General features: G+C 59.8%; 10 protein-coding genes. 8 read left to right on the forward strand and 2 right to left on the reverse strand.

The genetic code is table 11. From position 1 onward, the window contains the following. The first annotated feature begins 124 nt into the window (after positions 1–124). The 4 genes from TBK1r_RS35845 to TBK1r_RS35860 all read left to right on the forward strand — a co-directional run bounded on the left by TBK1r_RS35845 (position 125) and on the right by TBK1r_RS35860 (position 6,104). Positions 125–1,126, forward strand: a complete 1,002-nt coding sequence (locus TBK1r_RS35845) for a sugar phosphate isomerase/epimerase family protein (RefSeq protein ID WP_145220805.1) — start codon at positions 125–127, stop codon at positions 1,124–1,126. A 27-nt stretch (positions 1,127–1,153) separates the two neighbouring features. Then, a complete protein-coding gene (locus TBK1r_RS35850) occupies positions 1,154–2,536 on the forward strand; it encodes a TMEM43 family protein (protein WP_145220807.1) in 1,383 nt (460 codons plus the stop codon). 35 nt (positions 2,537–2,571) lie between these two features. After that, positions 2,572–4,728 carry a M3 family metallopeptidase gene (locus TBK1r_RS35855; RefSeq protein WP_145220809.1) on the forward strand — a complete coding sequence of 719 codons (2,157 nt, stop codon included), beginning with the start codon at positions 2,572–2,574 and terminating at the stop codon, positions 4,726–4,728. Positions 4,729–4,841: 113 nt separating this feature from the next. Next, positions 4,842–6,104, forward strand: a complete 1,263-nt coding sequence (locus tag TBK1r_RS35860; RefSeq protein ID WP_419580721.1) for an outer membrane protein assembly factor BamB family protein — start codon at positions 4,842–4,844, stop codon at positions 6,102–6,104. A gap of 425 nt (positions 6,105–6,529) precedes the next feature. Here the strand turns inward: TBK1r_RS35860 and TBK1r_RS35865 are convergent, their stop codons facing one another. After that, positions 6,530–7,387 (reverse strand): sugar phosphate isomerase/epimerase family protein, encoded by an 858-nt coding sequence (locus tag TBK1r_RS35865; protein WP_145220811.1) that lies wholly within the window; start codon positions 7,385–7,387, stop codon positions 6,530–6,532. A gap of 228 nt (positions 7,388–7,615) precedes the next feature. After that, positions 7,616–8,968 (reverse strand): Gfo/Idh/MocA family protein, encoded by a 1,353-nt coding sequence (locus TBK1r_RS35870; protein WP_145220813.1) that lies wholly within the window; start codon positions 8,966–8,968, stop codon positions 7,616–7,618. Between the two features lie 218 nt (positions 8,969–9,186). Here TBK1r_RS35870 and TBK1r_RS35875 point away from each other — a divergent pair, with 218 nt between their 5' ends. The 4 genes from TBK1r_RS35875 to TBK1r_RS35890 all read left to right on the forward strand — a co-directional run bounded on the left by TBK1r_RS35875 (position 9,187) and on the right by TBK1r_RS35890 (position 14,335). Further along, positions 9,187–9,744: an RNA polymerase sigma factor gene (locus TBK1r_RS35875; RefSeq protein WP_145220815.1), complete on the forward strand. Its 558-nt coding sequence runs from the start codon at positions 9,187–9,189 to the stop codon at positions 9,742–9,744. A gap of 93 nt (positions 9,745–9,837) precedes the next feature. After that, positions 9,838–12,330, forward strand: a complete 2,493-nt coding sequence (locus TBK1r_RS35880) for a YfbK domain-containing protein (RefSeq protein WP_145220817.1) — start codon at positions 9,838–9,840, stop codon at positions 12,328–12,330. Between the two features lie 74 nt (positions 12,331–12,404). Continuing rightward, the gene (locus tag TBK1r_RS35885) at positions 12,405–13,349 is read left to right on the forward strand and encodes a TFIIB-type zinc ribbon-containing protein (RefSeq protein WP_145220818.1); all 945 of its coding nucleotides are present in this window, start codon (positions 12,405–12,407) and stop codon (positions 13,347–13,349) included. Positions 13,350–13,357: 8 nt separating this feature from the next. Continuing rightward, positions 13,358–14,335 (forward strand): hypothetical protein, encoded by a 978-nt coding sequence (locus TBK1r_RS35890; protein ID WP_145220820.1) that lies wholly within the window; start codon positions 13,358–13,360, stop codon positions 14,333–14,335. Positions 14,336–14,613: the final 278 nt, after the last annotated feature.

The following is a 14,613-nucleotide window of genomic DNA, read 5'->3' on the forward strand; positions in this document are numbered from 1 at the left end:
GAGGCGGCACAGTGAAGCGGCACAGTGAAGCAGCACAGTGAGGCGGCACGACTCGCGCCGATACGCTAAAACAACACGGTAGTCGAGGCGACACCCATGACACCGGCCGCGAGCAACCGATCCGATGCAACCATCCAGTTCCCACCACCGTGACGAAACCGTTTCCCCCAAACCCTCCCGAATCGACCGCCGGCAATTGATCGCCGGTGCGTTGACCGCCCCACTGACTGTCCCACTGGCCGTCGCAGCGATGGCACCGGCGGCGGGGGCGGCAGAGGATTCCGCCCCCCCACGACGCGGCAACCGCATCGCCGTTTCCACGTACTCCTATTGGCGTTACCGCGACGACAGCAAGCTGACGATCGAGCAGTGCATCGACTTGGCCGCCGAAACGGGCTTCGATGGCGTCGAAATCTTGCACGTCCAGATGGAGGACGAATCCAACGCCGCGTTGCAACGGATCAAACAACGGGCCTTTCGGTCGGGATTGGATTTATGCGGATTTTCCACGCACCAATCGTTCGTCTATCCCGACGCCGCGAAGCGTGACGAAAACGTCCGTCACACCATCCACTGTATCGAACTGGCCTACGCACTGGGCATTCCGACCATCCGCGTCAACACCGGACGCTGGGGAACGTCGAAAGATTTCGACACGCTGATGGCCAACAAGGGGATCGAGCCCAGGCTGGAAGGCTACAGCGACGACGACGGATTCGCCTGGGTTCGCGAAGGTCTCGAAAAGTGCTTGCCGGCCGCCGAAAAATGCGGCGTCGTGCTGGGACTGGAAAACCACTGGGGACTCGGACGCACCGCCGACGGCGTGCTCCGGTTGATCCGCGAGATCGATTCCCCCTGGCTGCGAGCCACATTGGACACGGGCAACTTCTTGGAAAACCAGTACGAACAATATCAACAACTCGCGCCCGAAGCCGTCTTTGTTCAAGCCAAGACCTACTTCGGCGGAGGCACCTGGTACACGCTGGAGATCGACTACGACCGGGTCGCAGCGATCTTGGCGGGGGTCAACTACCAGGGATACATTTCGCTGGAGTTTGAAGGCCAGGAGTCGCACGAAACGGCGATCCCCAAAAGTCTGGAAACCTTGCGCAAAGCGTTTGCCTGATTCCGCAAATGAAGTGAGAGAAGTCTGATGGGAACTCGGGTCACAGAAGAATCATGGTTCGGCCGGCTCGGCAAGGCGTTTGCCGGCATCCTGTTCGGCGTTCTGCTGACCGTCGTCTCGGTCCCCGTCTTGTTCTGGAACGAAGGCCGCGCCGTCCGCACCGCCAAAGGATTGAAGGAAGGCGCCAAGGTGGTCGTCGAGATCCAACCGGATGCGGTCGACCCGGCGAACGATGGAAAGTTTGTCCACGTCTCCGGTGATGTCCAGACCAACGACGTGCTCCGTGACGACGACTTCGCCATCGAATACAACGGGATTCGATTGGAGCGGCACGTCGAGATGTACCAGTGGAACGAAAACAAACAGACCACGAAAGAAAAAAAGCTGGGCGGGGGAACCAGGACGACCACCACCTACACCTACGAGAAAGATTGGTTCCCCGAACGGATCGATTCGAGCGGATTTGACGAAGCACCCTCGCACCAGAATCCGGCCGAGTTTGTGTTCGCCGATCGGACCTACCAGGCCAAGAATGTCTCCCTGGGACAGTTCCGTCTTCCCGACTCGCTGATCGCCATGATCAGCGGCGAAGACGCCTTGGAACTGGACCCGGCCAACGTGCCCGACGCGTTCAAGGATCGCTCGATCATTCGCCGCGACGGCCCCGACGGCGCATCACGGATTTACCTTTTCGCACACCCGCTGCCGGTCTCAGCAACGGCCCAAGACCCTGTCCCCACCGACGCGGTGAAAGCAACAGTGGACGAGTCCGCGGAATTGGCGCTCACACCGCCGGCCCAATCGTTACCTGACGAAGAGGCACAACCTGCCGAGCCGGCGTTGCCGACCGAGCCGGATCGTCCCGAAACGGATGCGACCGCCAGCTCGCCCCCGATCGAGACGCCGCAGATCGGCGATGTCCGACTGTGGTTCACCGCAACGCCGGTGCAGACGGTCAGCCTGCTCAGCCAACAAACCGGCGAGTCGTTCCAACCGTTTGAAACGCACTACGACACCACCATCAACGTCTTGAAAGTCGGCGTCTTTAGCGCCGCCGAAATGATCGCCCAGGAAGAGGCGGCCAATCGGATCCTGACCTGGCTCTTGCGGGCCGGCGGATCGATGATGATGTTTTTCGGATTGATGTTGTTGCTGCGCCCCCTGGTGGTGCTGTCCGACGTCCTCCCGTTGGCCGGTTCACTTGTCGGATTTGGCACCGCCATCGTCGCCGGCTTGCTGACCATCGCCGGGGCGATGACCGTGATCGGAATCGCATGGGTCTTCTATCGGCCCGTGCTGGGGATCAGTTTGCTGGTCGTCGCCATCGCGGCGGTCTATTTGATTTTCCGCCGCGGTCGGTCCAAGCGAGCACAACAGCGCGATACACTCACCCACGCTGATCTGGCGTGACCGGACCCCAATCTGGACCTCAACCCCACGACCCTATGAAACTCTCACCGATCGCCGCGATTTCGTTCGGCTTCTTGATTTTGAACCTGGGCTTGCTGCAGGCCCAGGAGGACACGAACACCACCAAGACGGAGCAAAAAGGAATGACTGATTCGGTACTGCTGAAACCATGGACGGGACCTTATGGAGGCGTACCGCCCTGGGATCTGGTACGAAGTGAAGAGTTTATCGATGCGTTTGACGCGGCCATCGCGCAAGCGTCTGCGGAAATCGACGCGATCGCCAACAACCCCGAACCGGCCAGCTTTGAAAACACCGTCGTGGCGATGGAGAAATCCGGAGAGTCACTCGATCGCCTGGACGCGATCTTCGGTGTCCATTCCTCCAACCTGAACCTCGGGCCGATCCCCGACATCGAACGCGTCGTCGCGCCAAAACTTTCCGCCCACTCCGATAGCATCTTCCAGAACAGCACGCTATTCGAGCGACTCAAAGCGATCTACGAGAGCGACGAGAAAAAGTCGATGACCGTCGCCCAAGTCCGCTTGATCGACGATCTCTACAAAACGTTCGTTCGTCGCGGTGCCCAACTCAATGCCAGTGACAAGGCTCGGCTGACACGAATCAACGCGGACCTTTCGCGGTTGTTCACCGATTTCAGCCAAAACGTCCTCGAAGACGAAAAGCGATTCGTGACGTGGGTCGAAAAGGAATCGGATCTGGACGGGTTGCCCACAAGCGTGGTGGCGTCCATGAAACGGGCCGCCGAAGAACGCGGCAAACCCGATCAGTGGGCGGTGACCAACACTCGATCGTCCATGGATCCGTTCTTGACGTACAGCAAGAACCGACCGCTTCGCGAACAGGTCTGGCGGACGTATTACAACCGCTGTGACAACGGCGACGAGCACGACAACAACGGGATCATCACCGAAATCCTGGCACTCCGCCGTGAACGGGCCAAACTGCTCGGCTATCCCACCCACGCCCACTGGCGTTTGGAACCGACGATGGCGAAGAAGCCCGAACCGACTTTCGCGCTGATGAACCAGGTTTGGCCCAAGGCGGTCGCCCGCGTCGCCGAAGAGGTCGCCGACATGCAAAAGATCGCCGACGCCGAAGCCTCCACTTCCGCAGAAAAAATCACTATCCAGCCCTGGGACTACCGCTTCTACGCCGAGAAAGTCCGCAAGGCGAAATACGACTTGGACCTCGGTGAAGTCAAACCCTACCTGCAACTGGAGAAGCTCCGCGAAGGCATGTTCTGGGTCGCCGGCGAACTGTTCGGTTTCCAGTTCACGCCCGCCAATGACGTCCCGGTTTTCCATCCCGATGTTCGCGTCTGGGAAGTCACCGGCCGCGACGGACAACACGTTGGACTGTGGTACTTTGACCCCTACGCACGCGCCGGAAAACGAAGCGGTGCCTGGATGACCGCCTACCGCGTTCAACAGAACATGGGCGACGCAAAGACACCGATCGTCTCCAACAACTCCAACTTCATCCCGGGCGGCAAAGACGAAACGGTACTGATTTCGTGGGACGATGCCGTCACGCTGTTCCACGAATTCGGCCACGCGCTGCACGGGCTCTGCTCCGATGTCAACTATCCCTCGCAAGCCGGCACGTCGGTCGCCCGAGACTACGTCGAGTTCCCCTCCCAGCTGCTGGAACATTGGCTCGACACGCCGGAAGTGCTGCAGAAGTATTGCGTGCACTATGAAACGGGCGAGCCGCTGCCGCAATCGCTGATCGACAAGATCAAGAAGGCGTCCACGTTCAATCAAGGATTCGCGACGGTCGAATACCTGGCCAGTGCGATCGTCGACATGAAACTTCACACCAGCGACCAGGAACGCATCGACCCGGACGCCTTTGAAAAGGAAACGCTCAAAGAAATCGGGATGCCCGACGAACTGCCGATGCGACACCGCACACCCCACTTTGCCCACATCTTCAGCAGCGACAGTTATTCGGCCGGCTATTACAGTTACCTGTGGGCCGACGCGTTGACCGCCGACGCGGCGGAGGCCTTTGAAAAGGCCGGTTCGTTCTACGACCCTGAACTGTGCGAAAGCTTGTACGAGAACGTGTTCTCCGTCGGTGACACGATTGACCCGGCCGAGGGATTCAGACGCTTCAGGGGCCGCGACGTCGACACCTCCGCCCTGATGCGCAAACGGGGATTTTGACCGCTTAGGGCCGTCAAGAAAAAGTGGCGTAAGCTTCCAGCTTGCGATCCCGACAGCGTAAGCTACCAGCTTGCGATCCTGTCGACACAGGCTAAACACCTAAACAAAGATCCATGATGACTCCCAGACACTACATGTCGGTTGCCTTGGTGACGGCCTCGATCGTCGCCTCGATTTCCCCCGCCGAAGACTGGACAGAATTCCGCGGACCGGGAGGGCAAGGCCACTCCAACGTCGCCGCCCTGCCGCTGACCTGGAGTGAAACCGAGCACATCGCTTGGAAGGTTCCGATCGACGGAGACGGATGGTCTTCGCCGGTCGTCGCTGATGGCAAGATCTATTTGACCACCGCGACACCGCTCGATGGCGACTCCGACAAGGCGCGATCGTTACGCGCGGTGTGCCTCCATGCCGACGATGGCCGAATCCTGTGGAACCAGGAAATCTTTCGTCAGTCGGGCGACGGCGTCCAGCTTCACAAGAAGAACAGCCACGCCAGCGCCACCCCGGTGCTGGACAACGGTCGGCTGTACGTGCACTTCGGCCCTTCCGGCACCGCCTGCCTGACGACCGACGGCGAAGTGATTTGGAAGACCGAAGAACTCAACTTCAAGCCGGTCCACGGCAACGGCGGTTCACCGGCCTTGCACGATGACACCTTGATCGTCACCTGCGACGGCGGTGACCAACAATTCGTCGCCGGCATCGACACCGCCAGCGGCGACGTGAAATGGAAGACCGAGCGGCAAGCGGACGTCAAAAAAGGATTTTCGTTTTCCACGCCGACGTTGATCGAAGTCGACGGTCGCACGCAAGCGATCTGCGCCGGTAGCGGCGCTGTGGTGGCCTATGATCCCGAAACGGGCGAGGAGATTTGGAGTGTGGACTATGACGAAGGTTATTCCGTGGTCCCACGTCCGGTCTACGCTTGCGGACTCGTGTTCGTCAGCAGCGGCTATGATTCCGCATCACTCTACGCGATCGATCCGAGCGGACGCGGTGACGTGACACAATCCCATGTCCGCTGGACGATCGACCGGGGCGTTCCCAAAACCCCTTCGATGTTGGCCGTCGGCGAGGAAATGTATTTCGTCGATGACGGAGGCGTCGCGTCGTGCGTGGATGCGCGAACGGGCAAACAGCATTGGAAAGAGAGACTTGGCGGAAAGTACTCCGCATCGCCGTTTTATGGAGCGGGCCGCATTTATTTCCAAAGCGAGACAGGCGAAACGACGGTGATCAAGCCGGGAAAGACGTTTACGGAGTTGGCGACCAACGAACTCGGCAACGGCGACCGCACCTTCGCGTCCTTCGCCGTCGTCGACAACGCGCTGCTGCTGCGCAGCGAAACGCATCTGTATCGGATTGAAGAGTGATTCGAGCAACCGCCAACCACAGCGGGCAACGCTGTGAAGCATTCATCCCCTGCATTTTACGAGGTGTTAGCGGCAGGGCGCAAGCCCTCCGGTCCCTCGTCGTTCCCGAAACACCGGAGGGCTCGCGCCCTGCCGCTAACAAATGCTTCACAGCGTTGCCCAACGGGGTTGAACAGAACAACACGATTCGCCCGAATCGCGCCGCCGTTTGTGCCGTCCGATCGCGCGGCGTCGTTTGTTGAACCCCGCTGGGGTTCCTATCCCTCTTTGCCTCCACCCGGGGTGCGCTTCGCGACCCCGGGCTGTGTTGTGGCACCGCTCTACGGTGTGACGCCGATCGGCGTGAAGTGTCTGTCCCGGCGAGACCGTAGGTCACACTGTGCGTGACAACTGGCATGCACAGCATGCCCGACTCGACCAACCCATCACACCAGATCCAACACCCGGTCCATCTGATCGGCGATGTCGACTAAGCGATCGCGGTCACCGCCTTTGACTTCCGCCGTCGCCCATCCGTGGTAATCGATCTTGGCCAGCTCCGCACGGACCTTGTCCCATTCGATGCTGCCTTCACCGAGCGGCTTGCGAAATCCTTCGCGCATGCCTTCGTTCATCGCGACGGTCAAGTCATATTCTTTGATGTCGAGTTTCTTCGCGCGCCGACCGATGACTTCCAACCAGTGCTCCGGCCAACCCCAGCGGACGACGTTGCCGACATCAAAATAAATTCCCACCATCGGACTGTCGAACGAATCAATGAAGCGAGCCATCCCCATCGGTTCAATCAGATACGACGCCCAGACGTTCTCGCACAGGATCATCACCCCCTGTTTCTCGGCATGTCCGATCGCTTGACGAATGATCTGCTTCGTTTCCTCGTAATTCTGCAAGTAGCTGATCTTGCGATCGTATCGAACAACGTGCAGAACCGAGTTGGCACCGAGCATTTTGGCCTGATCGATCGCGCCGACCAAATCGGGATTGCTGGAATGGACCACGCCATGAATCGGCAATCCGGTCGCTTCACTCGCCTCGGCGTAGGACCGAACGAGCGCTTCGTTTTCTTTGCCGAGTTTGACGCGGGGTTCCACACCATCGAAACCGATGTCGCGGATCATGCGAAACTTCTCCAGCACCGATTCGTTGCCGGTGGCCATGTGAAGCTTGATGGCCTTCTTGATCTTGCCGGTGAACTGGCCGGCGGCGGCCTTGTTGGGCAGTGACTGCGCTGCCAGCGCGACCGATGCGGCGGCAGCAGATTTCAAAACGGTACGTCGATGCATGATGTGAATCCGGAAGTGGAGGCATTGGGAGGCGTAGGTCACGCTGTGCGTGACGGTTGGCGTAGGTCACGCTGTGCGTGACGGTTGGCGTAGGTCACGCTGTGCGTGACGACTGGCATGCACAGCATGCCCTACAGGCGTAGGTCGGCATGCACGGCATGCTTTACAGTGTCTGCCGCATCGGCAGACGTGATCGCAAGCTGGAAGCTTACGCCACTGGCGACTCGGTCACGTCAATGACCAACCAGCGCGTGGCTCACGTCGAATGAATGGATCGGCCTCGGGGCATCCGATGCACTTCATGTGGACCGGATCCCAGGTGATCTTTTTGCCGACGCGATAGGCGACGTTGCCCAAGTGATTCGCTTCGGTCAACGGGCCGGCGTAGCTGAAGGGGCTGCCGGTTTCGCCACCCTTTAAACAGGCCGCCACCCACTCTTCATGGTGCCCCGGCGAGTCCGGGATGAACGGCTCGGGAGGGACAAAGTCGGTGAAGTCGTCTTCGGGCAAGAGCACGTGTTTTCGGTAGTCCGAAAGCAACATGCCTTTGGAACCGATGAACAACACGCCGCTATTCCATTGCGGAATTTCGCCGCGTTTCCAGATTTCCGGTTTATGTGTTCCTTGATGCCACGTCAATTTGACGGGGACTCGATCGCCGCGCCGCCCGTAATGGTATTCCGCCGACATCGACGCCGGTGCGATTTCGGGATGGGCGGGCGGTCCAAACGCTTCGACCGTCTGGGGTGCGTCCAGCTGGAGCGCCCAGTACGGCAGGTCGTTCCAGTGGCTGCCCAGATCCGACATCGTACCGTTGCCAAAATCCCACCAACGATACCAATTGGGACCGGGGAAATAAACTTGGTGGAACGGACGCTTTGGCGCCGGCCCCAGCCACAGGTCCCAGTCCAGGTAACTCGGCGGCGTCATCCCCGTTTCGGGTCTCGCATCGACGAACAGCCGGTCGTTCTTCTTGGCGTCTGCTTCGGACTGCAACCCCCAAGCACGACCGACCCACACGTGTGCTTCATGAACGTCACCGATCGCGCCGGACTGAATCAGTTCGACCACGCGGTGATAGTTCTCGCTGGCGTGAATCTGCGTTCCCATTTGCGTCACCACGCCGGCCCGCGCGGCGGCTTCGGTCACCGCCCGCGTCTCGGCGATGTTGTAGGCCAGCGGTTTTTCGCAGTAGACGTGCTTGCCCAGTTGCAGCGCCGGCATGGTGGCATAAGCGTGGGTGTGTTCGGTCGTGCTGACCACTGCCGCATCAATTTCTTTTCCGACGGCGTCATAGAGTTTGCGAAAGTCTTGAAACTTGCGAGCCGCGGGAAATTGTTTGGATGTGTTTTCGACGAAGCGTGAGTCGACGTCGCAGAGGGCCACCACGTCAACTTTTCCGGTCGCCGTGATCGCCTTCAAATTACTTCCGCCCCGTCCACCGACACCGATGAATGCGACCTTCATCCGGTCGTTTGCGGCGGCGTGGGCACGTCGCGGGACGAGGGACAGGGACGTGGCGGCCGCCGCGGCGACGGCAGTATTTTGGGCAAGAAACCGACGACGATCGATAGCATGCATGGCGATTGACCCGGCAGATGGGGGGAGGGGTGGCGGGAAGCAGAAACGGGGGCTGGTTAAGGAAAAGTGTAACAACACGGCACACGGAGCGTCGAAATCCGACCAAAATTGATCGTTCCAGGCTCTTCGTCACACCGATTCGTCTTTTTTTCTAAGGCCGTGGCGGTTCGATCGTCTTTCACTATGCATGGACGAGCATCCTTCTGCTTGCGCGGGCAATGAACCACTTGAATCACCAATGCGATCCAGCGTCCGATGAGGCCGCCCCCGAGCGGTTGAGCGACCAAGCATGGCTGACTCAGGTCTTTCGGGAAAATGAACTCGCAATGATGGGCTATGCGACACACCTGCTGGGCGATCGAGACCGCGCAAGCGACGTCGTTCAAGACACGTTTGTTCGACTATGCAAACAGCCTCGTCAACAGGTCCAAGATCGCGTTCGACAATGGCTGTTTCGAGTCTGCCGAAATCGAGCCTTGGACATCCTGAAGAAGGAGAGCCGGATGAAAACACTCGACGATGCAAACGCCTCGCGGCAAATCAGCCGAGACTCTGATCCCGTGGCCATCGCCGAGATGACCGAACGCTACGAAAACGCGCAAGGCCTATTGGCCTCGCTGCCGCCGCGACAGCAAGAAGTCATTCGCCTAAAGATCCATGGAGATTTGAGCTACCGAGAAATCAGCGAATTGACCGGGCTGAGCGTCGGCAACGTCGGGTACCTGCTGAGCACGGGTTTGAAAATTATACGCAACCGATTAGCGACCGCTGAATGACCAGCCACCACCGAATGACCAAGCACCTTTGAATCACCCAACCGCAACGTCACGCGTAGGCGCCGCGTGCACACCCTCCCGAGAATCAGAACCATGACATCCGAACCAACCGACCAACAAGAAGGGATCGAAGAACGCGCGACCGCGTTTGTGTTCGGTGAACTGGAACGCGAGGAAGCGACCGAGTTCATGAAGTTGATGGACGCCTCGCCGGAAGTCCGCACGATCGTCGCATCGGTTCGTGATGCCGTCGGGGCCGTCAAAGCCGAACTCGCCGCGGACAGCACGGGCGTCAATCTGATCGACCGGCAACGCATCGAAAATGCCATCCGTGATCCCCTGCCCCAGCCGCCGCCGGTGGTGGCGACCGCGCCGGATGCGGCGACGCGAACCTGGGTGCTGGGGCTGGCCATCGCCGCCACCCTGCTGCTGGTTTCCGGGCTGACCCTGCCGGCGCTCAATCGCGTCATCACGGCGAACACCGACACCCGACAGCTGCGTGATCAGATCAGCCAAATGGAATCCGAGCGGCATCGGCTGGTCGCTGAAAAACGCTCGGTGGAAACGGAACTGGCATCCGTCCGAGCCATGCTTGCCGACAGCGACGCTTTGCCCGCCCAACCGAATCAGGACGCCTCTGCGACAATCGTCGTCGAAACAACCGAGTCCCCCGGCCCGACCCTGGCAGGCTCCGACACCGAAGCACCAGACATCGGTGCGACCGAAATGGACGCCGCGGCGGGACAGTCGGGGCTTGCCAGCGATTCGCAACCCGAAACAGCGGCGGGACGAGAGAACGAAACGCCCGATCCGACCGGGGCGCCAAACGAAAGCCCGATGCTCGCCCAATCCGAGCAAGCGAACGACGACGGCTCGCCAGGCCCACCCGACGGTCCCGCCACGGCGATCCCGATGAATCCGCTGCTGGCCCAACCGGTGCCGCGTTCGGGTCGCCCGCGTCGCCCGCCCCAAGGTCCGCAGTTTCGGATCGGCGCTGTCGATGACATGGCGATGGGAATGGACGGCATGGCGGACGACGACATGATGATGATGATGGGTGGCGCCGGCATCGGCGCTGCGCAACCGCGACCACGCCTGGTCGATGAGATCACCGGGATTCCCTCGATGATGGAACACATGGAAGTCGGCGGTGGCAATCAATTCGCGCCGATCATCGAGAATCCCTTCCTGCCGGTCGGCATCGCGCCGCTTTCGACATTTGCGATCGACGTGGACACCGCCGCCTATGCCAAGGTGCGGATGAATCTGACCCAGTACAACCAATGGCCCAACCCGGACGCGGTGCGGATCGAAGAATTGGTCAATTACTTCGACTACAACTACGCTCCGCCACAGGACGACCGCCCCTTTGCCGCGGCGATGGAGATCGCCGAGTGCCCTTGGAACCCGAAACACCGATTGGCACGAATCGGCATCAAGGCCAAGGTCGCCGACGTTGATCGCCCGCCGAGCAATCTGGTGTTCTTGTTGGACGTGTCGGGATCGATGAATCGCCCCAACAAATTACCGCTGGTGGTCAACGGCCTGAAAATGTTGGTCAACCAACTCGGCGAAAACGATTCGGTCGCGATTGTGGTTTACGCCGGGGCGGCCGGTTTGGTGCTCGATGCGACCACCGGCGACCGCAAGAAACTCATCGTCGATTCGCTCGATCGCCTGCGTGCCGGCGGATCGACCAACGGCGGCCACGGCATTGAACTGGCCTACAGCATCGCCCGCGACCACTTCGTTGACGGTGGAACCAATCGCGTCATCCTGTGCAGCGATGGTGATTTCAACGTCGGCGTCTCCGACACCGACGAACTGATCCGTTTGGTCGAAAACAACGCGAAAAGCAACATCTTCTTGACCGTGCTGGGGTTCGGCAACGACAACCACAACGACGCGATGATGGAACAGATCAGCAACAAGGGCAACGGCAACTATGCGTTCATCGATAGCCAAGACGAAGCCCGCAAGGTCTTGGTCGAACAAATGCAGGGCAGCCTGATGACCGTCGCCAAAGACGTCAAAATCCAAGTCGAGTTCAACCCGATGGAAGTCGAATCGTATCGATTGATCGGTTACGAAAACCGCATCCTGAATGCGAAGGATTTCGACGCGGACGACAAAGACGGCGGTGAAATCGGAGCCGGACACGCGGTCACGGCGTTGTATGAGATCGTTCCCAAGAGCAAGCTCAAGCCCGAGGATCCGGCGCCAGCCCCCGCACCGCTTGAGGAATTGAAATACCAACGTCCGATTCGTTACAGCGAACAAGCCGCCAGCGGGGAGATCTTGACGCTGAAGCTTCGCTACAAACCGCCGACCGAAGAGCAAAGCGAGCTGATCGAATTTGCGGTCAAAGACAGCGGAAAGGCATTCAACCGCACCGACCGCGACTTCCAATTCGCCGCTTCCGTCGCCGCCTTCGCCATGCTGCTGCGAAACTCCCCGCACAAGGGAGACTGCAACTTTGACATGGTCGAAGAAATCGCCGCCGCCGGTGCCCTCGACGATCGCTCGGGTTACCGCGACGAATTTCTCTCGTTGGTCCGACGAGCCAAACAACTCGGCGGGGAATGAAAATTTCCGCCCCGCAATCGCCTCCTCCGAGCCTGCTACACTGACGGTTTTCCACCGAAGCATGCGGGAGTTACATGGCGACTGACCTTGCCAATTCGACATCGGATCAGCTGGAGATTTCGTGCCAATCGTGCGGCGCGAGGCTCGTCTTGGAGGCGCATCTGCGTTCAACGCTTTGCCCGTATTGTGCATCGCCATCGATCGTCAGCCGTCCACCCTCGCCCAATCGGCCCTCGCCCACGTTTCTGGTCGGGTTTGTCGTCGATCACGAGCACGCGACCAAGACGGTCAAAAACTGGGTCGCCGGCAGCCATATTTTTGCGCGATCGGATTTCAAGGCCGCCGTTCCGGAGCTGACCCGAGGCGTCTACTTGCCGGCCTACTTGTATGTCGCGGTCGCCAACACTCGGTACTCGGCAAGCATCGGCGAGAATTATACGGAGACCGAAACCTACACGACCACCGATTCGAAGGGAAAGACGGTCACGCGAACACGCACAGTGACGAAAACCGAGTGGCGTCCCTTGTCCGGCAATCACTGCTGCTACGTTCTGGACGTGCTCGTCAGCGCCTCTCAAGGCGTCACCAATGCGGCCCTGGAGGCTGTCGAACCGTTTGATCTGCGTGCCCTGCGGCGATACGCCGACTCGTTTATCTCCGGCTGGCTTGCCGAAGAACCCTCACGCACCCAAGACGATTGTTTCCGTTTGGCACACGACGAAACGATTGCGAAAGTCGGGGCGATGCTCAAGAACTTCATGCCCGGAGACTCCCACAGTAACTTGGAATACCAAACCGATCTGTCACACGAGGTGATTGATTTGGTGTTGCTGCCGATCTGGACCTACGCGGTGCGATACGCCGAAGACCGACCGCCGATCCAAATCCTGGTCAACGGCCAAACCGGTCGTGTCGCAGGCAAGGTCCCCGTCTCGGCCGCCAAAGTCACCTTCGCGGTCGTCGGCGTGCTATTGCTGATCGGAATCCTCTTCCTCCTGTTCCTGGCGGCGCAAGGATGAGCGAAACGATGAATGAAACACAGATCGCTGAATTCAATTGCACCCGTTGCGAGTCGCCGCTGGAGTCCGGCGATCTGCGCTGTGCGATCTGTGGCCAAGCGGCCTTGAATGACCAGACCGTCCAGCGGAAGAAACTGGCGATACAGATTCTGCGTTGCACCGGTTGCGGGGCAGCGATCACCTACGACCCGAAACACCAAGCCCCCGCGTGTTCGTTTTGCGGCGACGTGGTCAAAGTCGAATCGATCGATGACCCGATGGAACAAACCGAACATTACTTGCCATTCACCGTGACGGCCGACGAAGCCCGCGCGGCGCTGCGGGGCTGGCTCGATTCACGGGGATGGTTCCGCCCCTCGGACTTGTCCGCGTCGGCTCAATTGACCCAGCTGAAACCGCTGTGGTGGGTCGCTTGGGTGTTCGACGCGGAGGCCTTTGTCAGTTGGGCGGCCGATTCGAACGAAGGCTCCGGGCGATCCGACTGGGCGCCGCATTCGGGCCAGAACAACATCCAGTTTGATGACATCCTCGTTTCCGCGTCACGCGGATTGAGCCTCAACGAAGCGGCCGCGATCAGTCCGGGAATGAACTTGGCGACCAAGCGGAAGACGCCCGAAGGGGCCGATCGCGATGCCACGCTGGAGCGATTTGATGTCCAACGATCGCAGGCGCGGCAAGAGGTTTCGGCGGCGATTCACCGGATCGCCACCCAGCGGGCGCAGCAACACTTCATCCCCGGGACACGTTTTCGCAACGTCAAAGTCGCGATCGTTCTGCGCCGCCTCGTCACGCGGCGAATGTCGCTGCCCGCCTACGTCCTGGCCTATCGCTACAAAGACCAGTTGTACCGCGTGGTGATCTGCGGCCAGGACATCCGTCTGATGGTCGGCACCTCACCCAAATCGTTGATCAAAATGATCGCCGTCGCCTTGGTCGTCGCCGCCATCGGCATGCTGTTCTTGCTGATCCTCGCCGCGGGAAGCTAGTGCTCCGAGTCACCTTGCGTTTCGAGAAGGCGGTAGTGGACGAGGCGACGAGTCCTCTTGCGGTGGGCAACTCACCTTGCGTTTCGGTAGGCGGTAGTGGACGAGGCGACGAGTCCACTGCAGTGGGCAGATTGGCAGAGGACTCGTCGCCTCGTCCACTACCCGAAAATTGAGCTGAGCCGGAGTGCTACTGCTCCCTCAAGTTTCGGATTGAGTGAGCCGACGGCGCTAGCGGCCTGTCGATTAAATCGATAGGCCGCGAGCCCAATACCGCTACC

Source organism: Stieleria magnilauensis, assembly GCA_007753675.1.
Classification (GTDB): Bacteria; Planctomycetota; Planctomycetia; order Pirellulales; family Pirellulaceae; genus Stieleria; species Stieleria magnilauensis.